We start from the raw sequence: 16,293 nt of genomic DNA, 5'->3' as shown, positions 1-16,293 counted from the left end.
CGTCACAGCGCCTTGAACAGCGGGCTGCGGGGCGCCGCGGACGCCGCGTCGGCGGCTGTGAAGAACTTCTCGGTGTAGATGTCGCGCTCGAACAATCGGCCCTGCATCAGCGTGGCGATGCAGGCCTCGGTCATCGGGGGCGGACCGCACAGATAGGCCTTGTGGCCTCGGAAGTCGTTCGCGAAATGGGCCTTGAGCGCTTCATGCGCGAAGCCACGCGCACCAAGCCAGTGGCTGTCGGCCGGCAGGTGCGACAGCACGGGCACGTACGTGAAATTGGGGTGCTGCTCGGCGAGCCGCTCGAACAGCTCGCGAAAGTACAGCTCCTCGGTGCTGCGCGCGCCCTGCACCAGCGTGATCGGCAAGGTGCAGCCTTCGGCGAGCAGGTCCAGCACCATCGACTTCGGGCTCGACAAGCCCGAGCCGCCGGCCACGAAGATCATCGGCAGCCCTGCCGACTTGCGCACGAAGAAGCGGCCGTTGGGCCCGGTGAAGCGAAGGCGCTGGCCCACCTGCAGCTCGTCATGCAGCCAGCCCGTGGCGCGGCCGTGGGGCACGCGGCGGATGTGCAACTCGACAAGCTCATCGTCGGGTGCGTTGGCGATCGAGAAGGCGCGTGCGCCTTCCACGCCCGGCACGTGCAGCATCACGTACTGGCCAGCCTGGAACGGGGCCGGCCGTTCGGTGCGCAGCCACAGGCCGCGGATGGTGGGCGTGAGCATGCGCGCCTCGACCAGCTCGGCGTCGAAGTCTTCCAGCGGCAGGAACCGCGCGTCGGGGTCTTCATCGATCTCGGCCTCGATGACCAGGTCGGCCTGCGCCATCGCGCAGCACGCGAGGATCTTGCCGTCGTCGCGCTCGAAGTCCATGAGCGCGAAGTTGGAGGCGTCACCGTGCTCGCATTCGCCTTCGAGCACCTGCACCTTGCAGGTGCCGCACACGCCGTGGCCGCAAGCGTGGGGCAGCCACACGCCGGCGCGCAGGCAGGCGTCCAGCACGGTCTGTCCGTCGCGCACCGCCACGGCTTGGCCGAGCGGCTCGATCATGATCTGGAAGCTCATGGCAAGGCCCTCCCGTGCTCAGCTGAACGAACCGCCGATGCCCGTGAGCCCGGGCGTGCGAAACCGCAGCGCCGACTTGTGGACCAGGCCGTTGTCGGCCAGCGACTTCGATGCGTCGGGCGTGAAGGGCTTGCCGGAGTCGAGCCACTCGGCGCGCGACCAGTCGATCCGGCCGAAATCAGGGTGGCTGCCGTACACGCCGGGCAGCACGTCGCTGACGAGCGCGCCGAAGGGCATGGCCGCAGGCAGCGGCAGGCACACGGGGGAGCAGAAAAGCAGGTGGTCGTCCCAACCGATGTAGAGCAGGCGGTTGCCGTGGAAGCGGTCTTCGCTGTCCATGACGGTGCCGGTGTAGCCGGGGGCGAGTGCAACAACAGACATGTCGGTCTCCTTTTTTGGGGTGAGCGCCACTCGCGCCGTGCGTGGGGCACAGCGTGAGCGCGGGAACGTTGAAGGGGTGGACGCGGGGCCTGGGTGCTCAAGCCACCTTGGGCTCGGCCGCCGACAGGTCCTGTCCAGTCCAGCGTTCCCAGTTGGCCTTGTCGGGCGAGGTGTTGAACTCGCCGTTGTCGGCGCCGGCGTTGACGTGGTAGTAGTCGAGCACGGCCGCCAGCGGGTTGAAGCCTTCCACCGTCGGGTCGGTGCCCTCGGGGAAGCAGTTGCCCTGGTAGATCTGGTGCACCGGCAGCCAGGCCTGCACGTACTTCTCGGGCTCGCCGTCGAACACGTCCTTGCAGCCGTCGGAGCAGAAGTGGTACTTCATGCCGTGGTAGCTGCTCTCGCGGTAGCAGATCTTGGTGGGGTCGTCGGGCTCGGTGAAGGCCATCGGGATCTGGCAGGTCTGGCACAGCATGGGCAGCGTGTTGTTGAACCAGCGCTTGCCCTGCTTTTCCTGCTCGGCCAGCCATTCGAAGCGCGGGCGGTACAGGCTGTCGAAGGTCTCGGGGTACTTCTCGGCCAGCCAGGCCATCTCGTCGGGCTTGGGCACCCAGACGTTGAAGTTGGCCGCATGGCCGTAGTTGTTGAAGATGGCCCAGGCCTCGTGCGAGATGCGGCTCTTTTCCTTCGAGGCGACCTCATGGTACTTGGGCATGCGGATGCCGTAGCGCGCAAGGTCCTCGAACAGCGCACCGCCGTTCTTCTCGAAATACATCTCCCAGGCCTCGGACCAGCTCATGACGCGCTTGGGCAGCATGTAGTCCATCATCATCGCGACCAGCGTGAGCAGGCGGTAGCCGCGCCAGAACCACTTGTCGACCCACTTCTGCACGATGGGCACGTTGTCCGGATCCTGCTCGAGGATGAACTTCACCACCTCCAGGCCCAGCGTCATGTGGCGCGACTCGTCGCTTTGCGCCGAGAAACCGAAGGTGACGGTGGCCATGTCGCCGTTGTAGGCCGCGCCGCTCATGAAGGGCATGAACAGCAGGTTGGTCAGGACGTACTCGAACGAGAACGAGATGGCGGTGATGAACTCGAACGGCCCCGCGCTCATCGCGTCTTCGAAGTAGCTCTTAGGCACCGACAGGTACCACACGCGGTCGTGCATGTGCTGCGGGTCGTGCAGGCCGTTGAAGTACTTGTTGAAGTGGCTGATGGTGTGGAACTGCGTCTGCGCGTGGCGCAGTTCGTCGATCGACTGCATCTGGCAGGCCACACGCGCGCCCACGCCGCGCAGCGAACGCCCCGCCATCGCGTAGCCGCGGTGCGCAGCGTACTCCAGCGGCGAGACGCCGGTGAGAAACAGCTTGAGCGTGTTCAGGTAGCGCGGATCGCTGATGTTGAACTGACCGTTGTTCTGCTGGAACGCATCGATGATGGCGTAGAGCTTCTTCTCCTTCTCTCCCTGGAATTTCCAGTAGGCGTCCATCGTGAGGCGGAACGGGTCCTCCCACTTGTCCCAGTCGTGGATCCTGATGCCCTCGAACTTGTCGAACGGGAACACGTCGTCCATCGACTGGTACGTGGTCTCCCAGCCGAGGCCGCGCGTCATCATGGCGTAGCGTTCCTTCAGGCCGAGGCGTGGGGTCGTGGGGGTCTTTGCTGCTTGGGTGGTCATGGCGTTGTCCTTGGGATCGTGGTCCAGAGATGGCAGGCGGCGTCCGCTCATGCGCCCCAGTGGAGGGTGAATTCGTCGTCGGTCTCTTCGATGCTTCCGGACAGCGAGATCAGGCTCAGGTGAAGCTCCTGCAGATCCCAGCGGCGGCCGACGAGCGCTTCGACGCTGTCGCGGCGGATCACGAGGCGCCCCGGTGCATCGATCTTCACCATCGCGGGGTACTCGGTGACGGTGGCCTCGGGGTTGTCGGCCACGATGGCTTCGACGATCGAGCGCGCGGCCTCGCCGGTCTGCAGCGCGATGAAGACGGGCGGTCGGGACACTTCGGCGGTGGCGGTGGTCATGGGATGGTCTCCTTGGTTCTCGAGGTGTGATCGTTCAGGCGGCCGCGCCCGTGCGTACCAGCCGGGCCACGCGCGCGTCGAGCGCGGTGTGCAGCGTCTTCAGCACCTCGGCGCCCTGCGCACCCAGGGCCAGCGCGGCCAGCGGCGCCAGCGCCTGCACGGCCTGGTTGCGCCAGCCCGCGTACCACTGCGCGAGCAGCTCGGCGTTGGCGGGCGATTCCTCGGCGGCGGTCTTCAGCGTGGCGTCGACCCAGCGCACGTTCTCGTCGAACCACTCGTTCATGAACTCGGTCAGCATCGCCAGCGCGTTGCCGGTGGCGGCGCTGTGCGCGTTCACGTAGTGACGGTAGATCAACGGGTACAGCAGGCCGTCGAGCACGAGGTTCTGGGCCACGAACACCTCGAACCAGTCCTTGGTGACGAACAGGTTTTCCATGAGGCGGCGCACGCCCTGCCAGGCTGGGTGCGCGAGCCAGGCTTGCTTGCCGGCGTCCAGTGCGCGGCCCGAGTTGCCGTCGATCTGCAGGCCGACGCGCGAGAGGTACTGCGCGATGCCCAGGCGGTCCATGGCCGCGTAGATGAAGGGCTGCGTGATGGCCGTGCCGTAGCCGTAGCCGCAGCAGTAGCTGTGATTCATGTTGGCGCCCCACTCGTAGTGGCGCAGCGGCACCAGCACCTGCTGCAGCGACTCGCGCACGCCCGCATCGGCCTGGGCCAGCAGCTGGCGCTTCTCGGCGAACTCGAACTGGCGGTCGGCGCCTTCCTGCTGGCGTGCGCGCGTCATGGTGTACACGCCGTAGTAGTAGTGGCGCGGGTCTTTGAAGCTGTACCAGTCGGCCATCACGAGGGCCGTGCGGCGCTTGTCGTACAGCGCGTGCTGCGGGTCCCACAGCGGCCGGTAGTGGAAGTTGGCCGTGGGCTGCATGTCCAGCGTGGCCTCCTGGTAGCGCGAAGCCGGCTTGTCGCCGAGCCGCCGCGCCACATGCGAGAAGGTCTGCCGGATCGGCCGGATGTCCGAGGTCTTGATGTCGACTTGCACGGGGTGTCTCCTTGGTTGTCGCGGGAAAGAAATTCGGGGTCGTCAGTGGTCGATGCCGGGCGCGCCGAAGCGCCACTTCATGCGCTCGAAGTCCAGGCGCGCGCCCTCTTCGGTGCTCAGGTGGCGTACCTCGTGGCGCGCGCAGAACTCGCGGAACTGGTCGAACTGCAGCACCAGCTCCACGGCCAGCTCGGGGTCGCCGATGGCGAACTCGAACTCCACGAAGCGGGCGTTGCGCGTGCCGGTGACGCGCACGAAACACGGCTGGCCGGTCATCTGTCCGGCGCTGCCGCTGCGGGAGTCGGACTGCATCGAGGGCATCACTTGTTCAATCCATCAACAGGTGGACGGCACCAGCGCCGCCCGGCCTGATAAGGGCAACGGACGTGCCAGCGTGGCTAAGTGATTGATTTGCATGGGCCCGCTGCGCCTGCGGGCCCGAAGCACCGGGAAGTCCCGGATGCTGGTTTGATCATTTGCTGCAGTGCAGCTTGATCAAATGGTGAAAACCGGAAAACGCGGCCGCCTGCGTCCGCTCAAGACGTCGGCAGGCCTTCCTTCTTGAGCCGGTAGGCCAGCTGCGGGCGCGTGATGCCCAAGATGCGCGCGGCCTGCGACAGGTTGCCCTTGGCACGCTGCATCGCGGTCTGCATGAGGCGCTGCTCGAGCGAGGCAATGTCGATGTTCTGCTCGAGCACGCGCTGGCACAGCGCATCGAGCTCGCTCGCGTCGGCACCTGAAGCAGCGGCCCCCGTCGCGACCTTGCCGCTGGCGTCGAGCTGATTGCCGGGCATCACGCCCGACGGTTGCATCCACAGGTGGCAGGCCTCGATGTCGCCGTGATCGGGCGCCAGCAGCACCGCGCGCTCGACCACGTTCTCGAGTTCGCGGATGTTGCCGGGCCAGGCATGCTTTTGCACGTCGAGCGCGGCCTTGTCGGTGAGGCCGCGCAGCTTCTTGCCGTACAGCGCGCTGTACTTCTCGACGAAGCGCGCCACGAGCGCCGGAATGTCGGCGGTACGCTCGCGCAGCGGCGGAATCTGGATCGGGAAGGTGTTGAGCCGGTAGAACAGGTCGGTGCGGAACTTGCCCGCCTGCATGGCCTGCTGCAGGTTGACGTTGGTGGCCGCCACGATGCGCACGTCGACCGTGGTCGGCTGCTCGGCGCCCAGGCGCTCGACCTCGCCGGTCTGTAGCACGCGCAGCAGCTTGACCTGCGCGGCCAGCGGCAGGTCACCCACCTCGTCCAGGAACAGGGTGCCGCCGTGGGCGCGCTCGAAGCGCCCGGCGCGCGCGTGGTGGGCGCCGGTGTAGGCGCCCTTCTCCACGCCGAACAGCTCGGCCTCGATCAGGTCGGCAGGAATCGCCGCGCAGTTGACGGCAATGAAGGGTTGCTTGCCGCGGGGCCCATTGTCATGCAGCCAGCGGGCGAACACCTCCTTGCCGACGCCGGTCTCGCCGAGCAGCAACACGGTGATTGCGCTGTCGACCGCGCTGCGCATGAGGTCGAAAGCGGCACGGAAGCCCGGCGACACACCGACCAGCTTCTGGTCGTACTCGCGGCGCGGCTGCAAGCGGCGCAGGTGCTGCAGGCCGAGGTTGAAGTCGATGAGTTTCTCGGCCACATGGTGCTGGCGGAAGTACTCGAGGTAGTGTTCGTCGTTCCACTCCTCGGCCGGATGGCCGACGATGCGGCAACGGCTGTCGCCCATGCTGGTGCATTCGACTTCCTTGAACACCACGAGCCGCCCCATGAAGGCGGTGGTGTAGCCTGAGGCGTAGCCGATCTGCGACCAGCACTGCGGGTCTTCCCCGTAGCCGAAGTCGGCCACGTGGGCCTCGCATTCCCAGGAGTTCTCCCAGAGGAATTCGCCATAGAAGTGCTTGGTGGCCACATCCAGGTCGAGCTGCACCTTCTGCACCGAGACGATGCCCTCGATGGAATGCAGGCGCGGCCCGAGCATGAACGCGTCTTCGGCGCGCATGCCGGCGCGGCGCTCGCGCACGGCCACCTCGCCGTCACGCAGGCCCGAAGCAAAGCCCATGCGCACCAGCAGGCCGCGCGCGCGCTCGATGCCCAGCGAGTCGAGCAGTTCGCGACGCAGTTCAGCGAAGGCCCGGGCATGCATGAGCAGCATGCGCTGCTCGTCCAGCCAGATATGGCCCGAGCCGGCGCTGAAGCGCAGGAGAGAAAGAAGTTCTCCCACCGTGTCCCCTTTACTTGTCTGGAATCGTTCCTGCCGCATTCTCCCGCAAGGACGCAACGTCAAGGTCGGGACAGTCCCGGACGCCAGATCGAAAGCCGTCTAGGTAGGGTCGCGACCGGCTTACGTGCGCCACGAGCTGCACGACATCGAGCCCAAAGTCGTCGATCAGGCGCGCGGCAAACGGACAGCTCGTTCGTCTGCCCTAACGAGCAATGCCCGGACCTCCGAAGCCGTCCGGGCGGTCTCCATCGGCGAGACCGAATTCCAGTCGATCGGCGTGGCAATAGACGACAAGGTCCTGCTTCCGCGCGAAGCCGACCAGGGTCATGCCCATGCGCTGCGCAGTCGCAACGGCGAATGAGGTCGGCGCGGAGACGGCGGCCAGAAGCGAAACCCCCGCCAGCGCCGCCTTCTGCACCATCTCGAAACTGGCACGACTTGTGACCGCGATGAATCCGCTAGAGGCGTCGACTTGGTTCGCAGCCAGCGCACCAATCAGTTTGTCGAGCGCGTTGTGCCGCCCGACATCCTCGCGCAGCCATCGCACCTGGCCATCGGCCGAACACCAGGCCGCCGCATGAACAGCGCCCGTCACATGCTGCAGATCCTGCAACTCGCCCAGCTTCGACATCGCCCGGCTCACTGCCTCGCGCCGCCATGGCAGGCCGACGGGCGACAGCACACGAAGGTTGTGCGTGACATGCGCGAGGCTCTCGGTGCCGCAAAGGCCGCAGCCGGTGCGGCCCGTCAACGATCTCCGGCGCTCTTTCAAGCGCGCGAAGGGTCCGCTCGCCACCTGCAGGTGGAGCGTGATGCCCATTTCAGAACGTTCCTCGTCGACGGCGAAGAGTTCGCGCGGTGCGCCGAGAATGCCTTCGCTGAGCGAGAACCCCAAGGCGAAGTCCTCCAGATCGAGTGGCGTGGCGAGCATCACCGCGTGCGAGATGCCGTTGTATTCGAGCGCCACCGGCACTTCATCAGCGACCCAATCCTGCGCCGTGAACTCGCGCCCGGCGCGCACGCCCCGCACAGGCACGCAGACAGCACCTTGGCAGACGACAGGCGCGTCTTTCGCGGGTTGGGCTGAGTTGGGCTCGTCAGTCATGCGCATGCTCACCGTGACGCATGCACCATCCTAACGCTCAAGCGGATTCGCGGCTGCCGAGCGATCCTGCGTGCAGCGCCACCTCGCCAAGCCAGATCGGCTCGGCGGCAAAAGACAGGGCGGCCTGCAGCGTGCGTGAGGGCCGGTTGGTCTCATGCACCATGAATGCGATCGGCACCTCGACGTGCGGGTCCTTCAGCGGCAGCGCTTCGAGGTCGTCATAGCCTTGCACCGCATCGACCAGTGCGCCCGGCATCACGCTGCACACGCGTCCGGCCCGAACGCTCAGGGCCAACGCGAGAATCGAATTCGTCTCGATGACAGGCTTGGGCCGCGCGCCGAACTGCGCGAACGCGCGGTCCACGATGGTGCGGTTGTGCATCTCCGAACTCAGCAAGCACAGCGGCAGCTTGGCAGCCTCGGCCCAAGTGGTCGCAGGCCCCATCCGCAGACCCTCGCCTTTCAGGCTCTCGCATTTGCGCAGCAGAAAATAATGCTCCACATACTGCGGCAGGACCCGTATCGTCGAATGGTTGTTGCCGATGCGCTCTGTGTAGCCCAGCCCGAGGTCCAGTGCCATGCTTTCAAGGCCCGTTTCGAGCTCGACGGAACTCATCGAGCGCAGCGTCGGCACGATGCCCGCATGGCGGTCCTGCAGCATGGCGACGAACCTCGCCGCGATCGGCATTGCAGTCGGTACTGCGCCGATCAACAGATTGCCCGTGGGATCACCCGCTCCGCTGTGCAGATCCTGCTGCAGCATTTCATATTCCCGCAGGATCGTGCGGCCGGTGGCGAGGATCCGCTCGCCCTCGACGGTGAACCCGGCAAAGCTGCGGCCCCGCTTCACGATCGAAGTGCCGAAGTTCTCTTCGAGCGCCCTGATGGCATTGGAAAGGGCCGGTTGCGTCACGCTGCAAGCGAGCGCAGCGCGACCGAAGTGACGATGATCGTCGAGGGCAACCAGATACTTGAGCGAGACGAAAAGGTTCATGCGGCAGGATTCGTGCGGATCTTCTTTGGATCCTGAATCTACTTGCGAACGGGCCCTGCGCCATCCGCAACTGCCCGGACCGCGTCAAGCTTTGCGCCTTGTCCGTGCGGCATCGAGTCCCCGGCACACGCCTGCGGCGATCAGGCCGGTGACGGCAAGCATGGCAGCCGTGTGAACACCGATCGCCGCGAGAGCCAGCATGAGCGAGTCAGAGGCGGTGATTCTGTGCGTGGCCGCATCTCCGATGCAGATCGGGATCAGCGCCGGCACCAGCATCAGGCCTGCCCCATGGGCGGTGGCCATCATGAATGACCAGAGCGCCAGACCGGCGTGCCCCGCGGGCGCCCGCGCCATTCTCGGCATGCGGCCCGACAGGTGGACGATCGTCCCAACGACGAGCAGTCCGCCCAGCCACACTTGCAGCACCGTGCGATCCATTGACAGGCCCCATGCGACCGCACCAGCGACCAGCGCGATCGACATGAGGTGCCCGATGGCGATTGGCACCAGCGCCCGCAGAGCCTGCGCCCTGTTGCGGGAACGCACGCCCCACGCCGCTGCAAACATCCAGCCGGTCGCGGGGTTGAGCCCGTGGAGCGCGCCGACGCCCGCGACGACCAGCCAAGGCCAGAGGCTTTCCATGGCGCATGCGCGATGTCTGCGCGCACCCGCTCAGGAGCTCGCAGGACAGCACGATCCCGGCTTGTCCGCATCGGGCTGCTCGGCTTTCGGGCGCCGCACGGCGCGGACTTTTCCACTCGAACCGCCGCCGCAATAGAAGAGATCGGCACCATCCGATTCGAGCCCGCTGACGCCGACGCCGGCCGGCATTTCCAGCCTTTCGAGCACGGCGCCGTCGGCCGGGTCGATCCGGCGGATCTCGCTCTCGTCCCCTTCCCAGGTGCCGTGCCACAGCTCGCCGTCGACCCAGGTCACGCCGGTCACGAAGCGGTTGCATTCGATGGTGCGCTGGACCTTGCCCGTCTCGGGATCGATCTGGTGAATCTTGCGATCGCGGTATGCGCCGACCCAGAGGCTGCCTTCGGCCCAGGTCAGCCCCGAGTCGTACCCCTGGCCTGGCGCGGGGATCGACGACACGATCTTGCCGGTGGCCGGATCGATCTTGTCGATGCGCTTTTCGGCGATCTGATAGAGGTATGTGCCGTCGAACGCGGTGCCGGCGTCACAGGCGTGGTCGAGCGTCTGCGTGGTTTGGCCGCTTTCCGGGTCGAAGGCAACCAGCCGGGCGCCCGTGGCGGCCCAGACGCGGTGGCCGTCGTGCGTCACGCCCGCGACCGTGCTCGCGCCGTCGAAGGGGCCGTATTCGCGCACGATCTCGGCCGCGCGCGACTTGGCGCGGGGTCTGCTCCTGATTGTCTGTCCGCTCATATCGAGTTCCTCGTGATGCGCCGGGTTTGGCGCGACAGGGCAACTCTATTCAATCGGCAGCGCAGCGGGGAGTAACAAGATCGTCGTGAAACTCGCGAGCGGCGGCGACAGCCAGCGACGAGCCCGCGCCTGGCCGATCGAACGCACCCTTTCGGCGGCCTCGAGCTCGGCAAGCGCACGCTGAACGGTGCGTTGACTGGCGCCCAGGGCCAGCGCCAGGGCCGAAGTCGACCAGGCCGCGCCATCGGACAGCAATGCAACCACCGACGCCTGATCGCCATCGATGGGCGGCGCCAGCACGACTACAGGGCGCTCACCTCGCGGCCTGAGCACGAAGCCCCGGGCGGTGGCCTCGATGTGCGCCAGTTCCGTGACAAGCGCCCGCAAGCGCCCGATTTCGACCCGCAGCCGGGCCCGGTGGGTCTCGTTGGGGTGGCGGGTGCGAAAAGCGCTGGCGATCAAGGCTTCCCGGTCGACGTCGCCGGGCCATGCCGCAGCGAGCGCACGCGCCAGGGTGAACAGCACAGGCCGGCGTGCCAGCGGCCGCCATGCGTCGCCGACCTGCAGGCCGCGACGGCAGGCGTCGACGACCAATGCGTCCGATGCCAGGAGCGCCGCGACTTCATCGAGCCGCAGCATCTGCTCGCCTTCCGCCGAAAGCCGCCGGGCGGCGGGCCGGTCGAGCGCGGCCTGCGCCTCTTCCACCTCGGCCAGAAGCGCCGGCACGCGCGCCTGAGTGGCCAGGGCATGCGCACGGGCAAGGGCTTCTCGCGCAGGGCCGACGCGCAGCGAACGCAGGGCCAGTTCGGCCGCCGTCAGCTCTGCCACTGCCGCCAGCGACGGCGCGAAGCCTTTCGCGTCGATGCTTTCCAGCGCGGCAGCGGCTTCATCGAGCCGTCCGAGCAGCAGCAGCCGGCGCGCCGCGATCAGTCTGGCCTGCAATGCGTTGGTGCGATCGGCGTGCGCATCGAGGGTGGCCGCCGCAGCTGCCAGAGAACGCGTCGAGCCACCGAAATCGCGCATCGCCAGCGCCACTTCGGCTTCAGCGACCACGCAACGTGCACGCGCCAGCACTTCGTGGCTGCCGAAGGCGCGGGCGGCGCGGCGCAACAGCTCGCGAGCGCGTGGATGCTCGCCGAGCTGCGCCATGGCGATGCCGCGCAAGGCGAGCGCCGGCGGATCGTCGCGCAGCGCAATGCGCTTGAGCGCACCGAGTGCATCTCCGGCTGCAAGGGCGCGCCCCGAGGCGGCGATCAAGGAGTCCATGTAGGAAGAAAAAAGAGCGGCGCGCGGATTATGCAGACGAGCGAATGGCATACGATCCCGCGCATGTCGACAGAACCCCTCCCGCGCCCTCCCGAAACGAAGTTCGGCAGGCCGGACCACGGCTGGCGACTGGCCACCTACACCATCATCTTCGAAGCCGATACGCGGGCGGGACGTCGCTTCGACCTGGCGCTGATCGCGGTGATCCTGGCGAGTGTCGCCGTAGTCATGCTCGACAGCGTCGCTTCGATCCACGACAAGTACGAGAGCTTGCTCGACGCGCTCGAGTGGGCCTTCACGATCGCGCTGACGATCGAATACGTGGCGCGCCTGCTTTGCGTGCGTCGCCCGCTGCGCTATGCGCGAAGCGCGTTCGGCATCATCGACCTGCTGGCGCTCCTGCCCACCTATGTGGCCATCTTGGTGCCCGGCGCGAACGCGCTCATCGACGTCCGCCTGCTGCGGCTGCTGCGGATCTTCCGGATCCTCAAGCTCACCGAGTACGTGGCCGAGTTCGGCGCACTGGGGCGCGCGCTCGCCTTGTCGAGGCGAAAGATCCTCGTCTTCATGGCGTTCGTCATGCTGGTGGTCGTCATCATGGGCACGCTCATGTACATCGTCGAAGGGCCGGAGCATGGGTTCACCAGCATTCCGACGGGGGTGTACTGGGCCATCACCACCTTGACCACGGTCGGCTTCGGCGACATCGCGCCGCACACGGACGTCGGGCGGTTCATCGCATCGATGATGATGCTGCTCGGATGGGGCACGCTGGCCGTGCCGACCGGCATCGTGAGCGCCGAACTCACCTCGCAGCGCATGCACCGCGAGCCCACCACGCGCACCTGCCACGAGTGCCTGAGCGAAGGGCATGCACCCGAGGCCAGGTTTTGCAGCGACTGCGGCGCCCCACTGCCGCCCTGGCAGCGTCAGTCGGGGGCAGGTGGCTGAGGGCACAGCACCCGCGCGTCAGAACATTCCTACGCCATCCGGCGCGCGAAGAGACTATCTTGCGCAACCAGAACAGGAGATTGCTCTTACTGCCCACAGCCGGTACGTCACGATGTTCAAAGCGCTTGTCGTGTGCTTATTCCTGGCGTCGATCATTTACGTGCATTTGCGCGGAAGCGAGCGCCACCGGTTCCGCAAGCAGTTGTTCGACCATTCCGCATTCCTGGCGCCGCTGAACGTGATGCTCTACATGCTGTCGCGGGTGCCGACCAAGCCCTACATCAGCGTGGATGAGTTCGAGGGACTGCGCGAACTCGAAAAGCACTGGGAGACGATCCGCGACGAAGCCGAGGCCCTTGCCGCATTACGCCGCATCAAGGCTTCGGAGAAGAACGATGACGCGGGCTTCAACTCGTTCTTCAAGCATGGCTGGAAGCGCTTCTATCTCAAGTGGTATGAAGAAGCGCCGCCCTCCGCCGCGCTCTATTGCCCCCGCACCGTCGAACTGCTGCAGCGCGTGCCTTGCATCAAGGGCGCGCTGTTTGCCGAACTCCCTCCGGGCTCCGAACTGAAGCGCCATCGCGATCCGTATGCCGGGTCGCTGCGGTATCACCTGGGGCTGTCGACGCCTAACGACGATCGCTGCCGGATATGGGTCGACGGGGAACCCTATAGCTGGCGCGATGGCGCGGGCGTGGTGTTCGACGAGACCTTCATCCACTGGGTGCGCAACGACACCGACCGCTCCCGGCTGATCCTGCTGTGCGACGTGGAGCGGCCTTTGCGCTTTCGCTGGGCAGAGGCGCTGAATCGCGCGTTCGCGCGCCACGTGATGACGGCCGCGGCGTCGCCCAACGATTCGGGCGACCGCACCGGGCTGATCAGCAAGCTCTTCTACGTCTCGCTCGTGACGGGACGCCTTCGCCGCCGGTTCAAGTCGTGGAACCCGATGGTCTACACCTTCACGCGCTATGGCTTGATGGTGCTCGTGGCTGCGGTCCTGATCAGGTGGTGACCTTCGGCGCGATCAGGCTCGAAGCCATCGAAAGATCCTTCAGCCAGGCCGCCCAGGCTTCTTCGCGCTGCGACGGATCGCCGCGCAGCAGCGCCGACGGATGCAGCGTGACGAGCACGCGGCGCCCTGCCGGGTCGGCTTGCCAGCTACCGCGCTCCCGCAAGACCGCAACCGGGCGCTGCAGAAGCGCGCGCGCTGCCGTGCCGCCCAGCGCAAGAAAGGCTTTGGGTCGCACCAGCTCGATCTCATCCTCCAGCCAATGCCGGCAAGCATCGATCTCGCGCTGGGCTGGCGTCTTGTGCATCCGGCGCTTGCCGCGCAGCTCGTACTTGAAGTGCTTGACGGCGTTGGTGACGTAGAGCTTTTCGCGGCGCCATCCGAGTTCGGCAGCGGCGCGGTCGAAGAGCTTCCCGGCCGGCCCGATGAAGGGCCTTCCCGCCAGGTCTTCCTTGTCGCCCGGCACTTCGCCCACGACCATCAGAACGGCCCGCAGCGGCCCCTCGCCGACCACGGATTGCGTCGCCAGCGCGCCCAGAGGGCACTCGCGACAGGCGTTGGTCGCCTCGCGCAGCGCCTCGATGCCGCGCGGACTGTGCGCCACAGCATCGGATGCGGACGCACGCGTCATGATCTTTCGAGACCGGCCAGCACTTTGTCGAGCGTCAGCGGGTAGTCGCGAATGCGAACGCCGCAAGCGTTGTAGACGGCATTGGCGACCGCCGCGCCCGCCCCGCAGATGCCCAGTTCGCCCACGCCCTTGATCTTGAGCGGGTTGGCCTTGTCGTCGACTTCGGGCAGGAAATAAGCCTCGACGCGCGGAATGTCGGCATGGGTCGGGACGTGGTATTCGGCCAGGTCGTGATTGACGAAGAACCCGTAGCGCGGGTCGAGGGCGGCCTCTTCATGCAGCGCATTGCCCACGCCCCAGATCATGGCGCCGATGGCCTGGCTGGTCGCGGTCTTCTGATTCAGGATGCGGCCAGCGGCAAAGACGCCGAGCATCCTGCGCAGACGAATCTCTCCGGTGTCCATGTCGACCGAGACTTCGGCGAAGTGCGCGCCATAAGCCTGCTGCGAATACTTCTTCGTCATGTCGCCGGGCTTGATTTCTCCGTCTGCCTGCAATCCCAGCGTGCCGGCGACGGCACCGATCGGCTCCGAGCGTCCCGCTGCGATCACTTTGCCGTTCTCGAAGCGCGCCTCCGTGGCGGCGACGTTCATGCGACGCGCCAGTTTCTGTCGCAGGTTCATGCAGGCGTCGTAGAGCCCCGATCCGGCGCTCGCGGCGCCGAAGGAGCCGCCCGAGCCGGGCGTTTCCGGAAAATCGCTGTCGCCAAGCTGCATGCGCACCATGCGCACGGGCAGGCCCATCATTTCGGCGGCAATCTGCGACAGCACGGTGTAGCTGCCGGTACCGATGTCGGTCATCGCCATGCGCACGGTCAGCTGGCCGTCCTTGTCCAGATAGAGCGTGCATTTGGAGTCCCGCAAGAAGTTGCCGCGTGTGGACGCCGACATGCCGATGCCGATCCATGAGCGGCCCTCTCGCCGCGAGGCCGGAACGGCTTTGCGCTGACTCCAGCCGAAGCGCCCGGCCCCTTCCTGCATGCAGCGCACGAGTTGCCGCGTCGAATACGGTACGTTCTTTTCCGGGTCCATCTTCGGCTCATTGCGGATGCGCAATTCGATCGGGTCCATGCGCAATGCCTCGGCCAGCTCATCCATGGCACCTTCGAGAGCGAGCATGCCCACGGCTTCGCCCGGCGCGCGGGTTGAATCGGAAACGGGCAAGTCGAGCTTGGCCGAGCGGTGTGCACTCATGCGATTGGGCGCCGCGTAGAGCGACCGGGTCTGCGCGCTCGCGCTCTCGTAGAAGTTGTCGAAGCGCGCACTGTGCGACCAAGTCTCATGCCCGATCGCGATGAGTTGCCCTTGGGGGGTAGCCCCGAGCCGCACGCGCTGGATGGTCTGGCTGCGGTGTGTGGCGAGGTGAAACATCTGCTGGCGCGTCATCGCCGTCTTGACGGGACGATCGAGCTGCCGGGCGGCCATGGCCGACAGCATGACGTCGCCATAGACAGGGAGCTTGCCGCCGAAGCCGCCCCCGATGTAGCGGCTCACAACGCGCACCTTGTCGGGCGGGATCTGCAGCGTGGCCGCGACCGCCTTCTTCGCGCTGACAAGAAGCTGCGCCGAGCAATGCACGGTCAGGTTGCCGTCTGTCCAGTAGGCAAGCGTCGCGTGCGGCTCCATCTGCGCGTGGATGTAGTGCGGTGTGGTGTAGGTGGCGTCGATCTTGACGGGAGCGTCCGCGAAACCGAGAGCGAAGTCGCCGACCGCGCTGTCGGCCTTCTTCTCGGCGGTGTCGGCGGGTTTCAGTGCCTTGTTCTTGTCGAGCAAGAAGTCGCCCCGGCTGGTGTCGTAGCGGACGCGGACCAGACCGGCCGCAGCGCGCGCCTGCTCGAAGCTTTCCGCAACGACGAAGGCGACGGGCTCGCCGTAGTAGCGAAGCCGATCGCTCGCGAGCTGGGGCGATGACCTGCCATAGCGGTCCTGAGCTTCCACAGGACCCCAGGGTGCCTGTGCAGGCGCATTGCGGTGCGTGTAGACGAGCAGCACGCCGGGTGCGCGCTCAGCGGCCGATGTGTCGATGTCGGCCACACGGCCGAAAGCCAAGGACTCGACGATATAGCCGTAGGCCGCGCGCTTGCCCCCGTCTTGCACCTCATAGGCATACGGTGCCGTGCCCGTCACCTTGAGCCTGCCGTCGACGCGGTCGATCGGCTTGCCAATCAATCCCTCGCGGTTGTCGTCGATCGGATTGGTAGCGGAAGGTGCGGTCATCTCCACGATCTGCTCTCCT

The 16,293-nt window shown here is 66.5% G+C and carries 16 protein-coding genes; 2 read left to right on the top strand and 14 right to left on the bottom strand.

What is annotated here, in order from left to right; genetic code table 11:
• Positions 1-2 precede the first annotated feature (2 nt).
• From AC1DSF_RS09420 to AC1DSF_RS09365, 12 genes are all read right to left on the bottom strand, one after another.
• Positions 3-1,061, bottom strand: a complete 1,059-nt coding sequence (locus tag AC1DSF_RS09420) for a 2Fe-2S iron-sulfur cluster-binding protein (protein WP_478182727.1) — start codon at positions 1,059-1,061, stop codon at positions 3-5.
• A gap of 18 nt (positions 1,062-1,079) precedes the next feature.
• The gene (locus tag AC1DSF_RS09415; RefSeq protein ID WP_478124480.1) at positions 1,080-1,442 is read right to left on the bottom strand and encodes a phenol hydroxylase subunit P4; all 363 of its coding nucleotides are present in this window, start codon (positions 1,440-1,442) and stop codon (positions 1,080-1,082) included.
• A gap of 97 nt (positions 1,443-1,539) precedes the next feature.
• Positions 1,540-3,120, bottom strand: a complete 1,581-nt coding sequence (locus AC1DSF_RS09410; RefSeq protein WP_478124479.1) for an aromatic/alkene/methane monooxygenase hydroxylase/oxygenase subunit alpha — start codon at positions 3,118-3,120, stop codon at positions 1,540-1,542.
• Positions 3,121-3,167: 47 nt separating this feature from the next.
• Entirely contained in the window at positions 3,168-3,464 is a 297-nt protein-coding gene (locus AC1DSF_RS09405) for an MmoB/DmpM family protein (RefSeq protein WP_478124478.1), read from the bottom strand.
• Positions 3,465-3,498: 34 nt separating this feature from the next.
• Entirely contained in the window at positions 3,499-4,503 is a 1,005-nt protein-coding gene (locus tag AC1DSF_RS09400; RefSeq protein WP_478124477.1) for an aromatic/alkene monooxygenase hydroxylase subunit beta, read from the bottom strand.
• Between the two features lie 42 nt (positions 4,504-4,545).
• A complete protein-coding gene (locus AC1DSF_RS09395) occupies positions 4,546-4,815 on the bottom strand; it encodes a phenol hydroxylase subunit (protein WP_478124476.1) in 270 nt (89 codons plus the stop codon).
• 224 nt (positions 4,816-5,039) lie between these two features.
• On the bottom strand, positions 5,040-6,749 hold the full coding sequence (locus AC1DSF_RS09390) for a sigma 54-interacting transcriptional regulator (RefSeq protein WP_478124475.1): 1,710 nt from the start codon (positions 6,747-6,749) through the stop codon (positions 5,040-5,042).
• Positions 6,750-6,912: 163 nt separating this feature from the next.
• Positions 6,913-7,815, bottom strand: coding sequence for a formate dehydrogenase accessory sulfurtransferase FdhD (gene fdhD / locus AC1DSF_RS09385; RefSeq protein ID WP_478124474.1), 903 nt, complete (start codon positions 7,813-7,815; stop codon positions 6,913-6,915).
• A gap of 37 nt (positions 7,816-7,852) precedes the next feature.
• Positions 7,853-8,809: a LysR substrate-binding domain-containing protein gene (locus AC1DSF_RS09380; RefSeq protein WP_478124473.1), complete on the bottom strand. Its 957-nt coding sequence runs from the start codon at positions 8,807-8,809 to the stop codon at positions 7,853-7,855.
• An 84-nt stretch (positions 8,810-8,893) separates the two neighbouring features.
• Positions 8,894-9,451 carry a hypothetical protein gene (locus AC1DSF_RS09375; RefSeq protein ID WP_478124472.1) on the bottom strand — a complete coding sequence of 186 codons (558 nt, stop codon included), beginning with the start codon at positions 9,449-9,451 and terminating at the stop codon, positions 8,894-8,896.
• A 30-nt stretch (positions 9,452-9,481) separates the two neighbouring features.
• The gene (locus AC1DSF_RS09370) at positions 9,482-10,198 is read right to left on the bottom strand and encodes a Vgb family protein (protein WP_478124471.1); all 717 of its coding nucleotides are present in this window, start codon (positions 10,196-10,198) and stop codon (positions 9,482-9,484) included.
• Positions 10,199-10,243: 45 nt separating this feature from the next.
• The gene (locus tag AC1DSF_RS09365) at positions 10,244-11,464 is read right to left on the bottom strand and encodes a helix-turn-helix domain-containing protein (protein WP_478124470.1); all 1,221 of its coding nucleotides are present in this window, start codon (positions 11,462-11,464) and stop codon (positions 10,244-10,246) included.
• Positions 11,465-11,527: 63 nt separating this feature from the next.
• On the opposite strand from AC1DSF_RS09365, the gene AC1DSF_RS09360 reads away from it, so the two are divergent.
• Together AC1DSF_RS09360 and AC1DSF_RS09355 are read left to right on the top strand one after the other, a co-directional pair.
• Positions 11,528-12,415: an ion transporter gene (locus AC1DSF_RS09360; RefSeq protein WP_478182726.1), complete on the top strand. Its 888-nt coding sequence runs from the start codon at positions 11,528-11,530 to the stop codon at positions 12,413-12,415.
• Between the two features lie 112 nt (positions 12,416-12,527).
• Entirely contained in the window at positions 12,528-13,430 is a 903-nt protein-coding gene (locus AC1DSF_RS09355; protein WP_478143762.1) for an aspartyl/asparaginyl beta-hydroxylase domain-containing protein, read from the top strand.
• Here AC1DSF_RS09355 and AC1DSF_RS09350 read toward each other — a convergent pair.
• Positions 13,420-14,058, bottom strand: a complete 639-nt coding sequence (locus tag AC1DSF_RS09350; protein WP_478124467.1) for a UdgX family uracil-DNA binding protein — start codon at positions 14,056-14,058, stop codon at positions 13,420-13,422. The two genes, AC1DSF_RS09355 and AC1DSF_RS09350, sit on opposite strands and share 11 nt — an antisense overlap.
• Positions 14,055-16,280 carry a molybdopterin cofactor-binding domain-containing protein gene (locus tag AC1DSF_RS09345; protein ID WP_478124466.1) on the bottom strand — a complete coding sequence of 742 codons (2,226 nt, stop codon included), beginning with the start codon at positions 16,278-16,280 and terminating at the stop codon, positions 14,055-14,057. Before AC1DSF_RS09345 ends, AC1DSF_RS09350 begins: the two co-directional genes overlap by 4 nt.
• Positions 16,281-16,293 lie beyond the last annotated feature (13 nt).

This window comes from Variovorax sp. 01N429, assembly GCF_056399425.1.
Note: the sequence above shows the minus strand (reverse complement) of the source record. Positions and strands in the feature narration are given on the sequence as shown.

Coding starts and splice junctions, on each gene's coding strand:
- AC1DSF_RS09375 (WP_478124472.1), bottom strand. CDS start 9,451: ATGGAAAGCCTCTGGCCTTGGCTGGTCGTCGCGGGCGTCGGCGCGCTC.
- AC1DSF_RS09395 (WP_478124476.1), bottom strand. CDS start 4,815: ATGCAGTCCGACTCCCGCAGCGGCAGCGCCGGACAGATGACCGGCCAG.
- AC1DSF_RS09380 (WP_478124473.1), bottom strand. CDS start 8,809: ATGAACCTTTTCGTCTCGCTCAAGTATCTGGTTGCCCTCGACGATCAT.
- AC1DSF_RS09420 (WP_478182727.1), bottom strand. CDS start 1,061: ATGAGCTTCCAGATCATGATCGAGCCGCTCGGCCAAGCCGTGGCGGTG.
- AC1DSF_RS09360 (WP_478182726.1), top strand. CDS start 11,528: ATGTCGACAGAACCCCTCCCGCGCCCTCCCGAAACGAAGTTCGGCAGG.
- fdhD (WP_478124474.1), bottom strand. CDS start 7,815: ATGACTGACGAGCCCAACTCAGCCCAACCCGCGAAAGACGCGCCTGTC.
- AC1DSF_RS09390 (WP_478124475.1), bottom strand. CDS start 6,749: ATGCGGCAGGAACGATTCCAGACAAGTAAAGGGGACACGGTGGGAGAA.
- AC1DSF_RS09365 (WP_478124470.1), bottom strand. CDS start 11,464: ATGGACTCCTTGATCGCCGCCTCGGGGCGCGCCCTTGCAGCCGGAGAT.
- AC1DSF_RS09415 (WP_478124480.1), bottom strand. CDS start 1,442: ATGTCTGTTGTTGCACTCGCCCCCGGCTACACCGGCACCGTCATGGAC.
- AC1DSF_RS09355 (WP_478143762.1), top strand. CDS start 12,528: ATGTTCAAAGCGCTTGTCGTGTGCTTATTCCTGGCGTCGATCATTTAC.
- AC1DSF_RS09405 (WP_478124478.1), bottom strand. CDS start 3,464: ATGACCACCGCCACCGCCGAAGTGTCCCGACCGCCCGTCTTCATCGCG.
- AC1DSF_RS09410 (WP_478124479.1), bottom strand. CDS start 3,120: ATGACCACCCAAGCAGCAAAGACCCCCACGACCCCACGCCTCGGCCTG.
- AC1DSF_RS09370 (WP_478124471.1), bottom strand. CDS start 10,198: ATGAGCGGACAGACAATCAGGAGCAGACCCCGCGCCAAGTCGCGCGCG.
- AC1DSF_RS09350 (WP_478124467.1), bottom strand. CDS start 14,058: ATGACGCGTGCGTCCGCATCCGATGCTGTGGCGCACAGTCCGCGCGGC.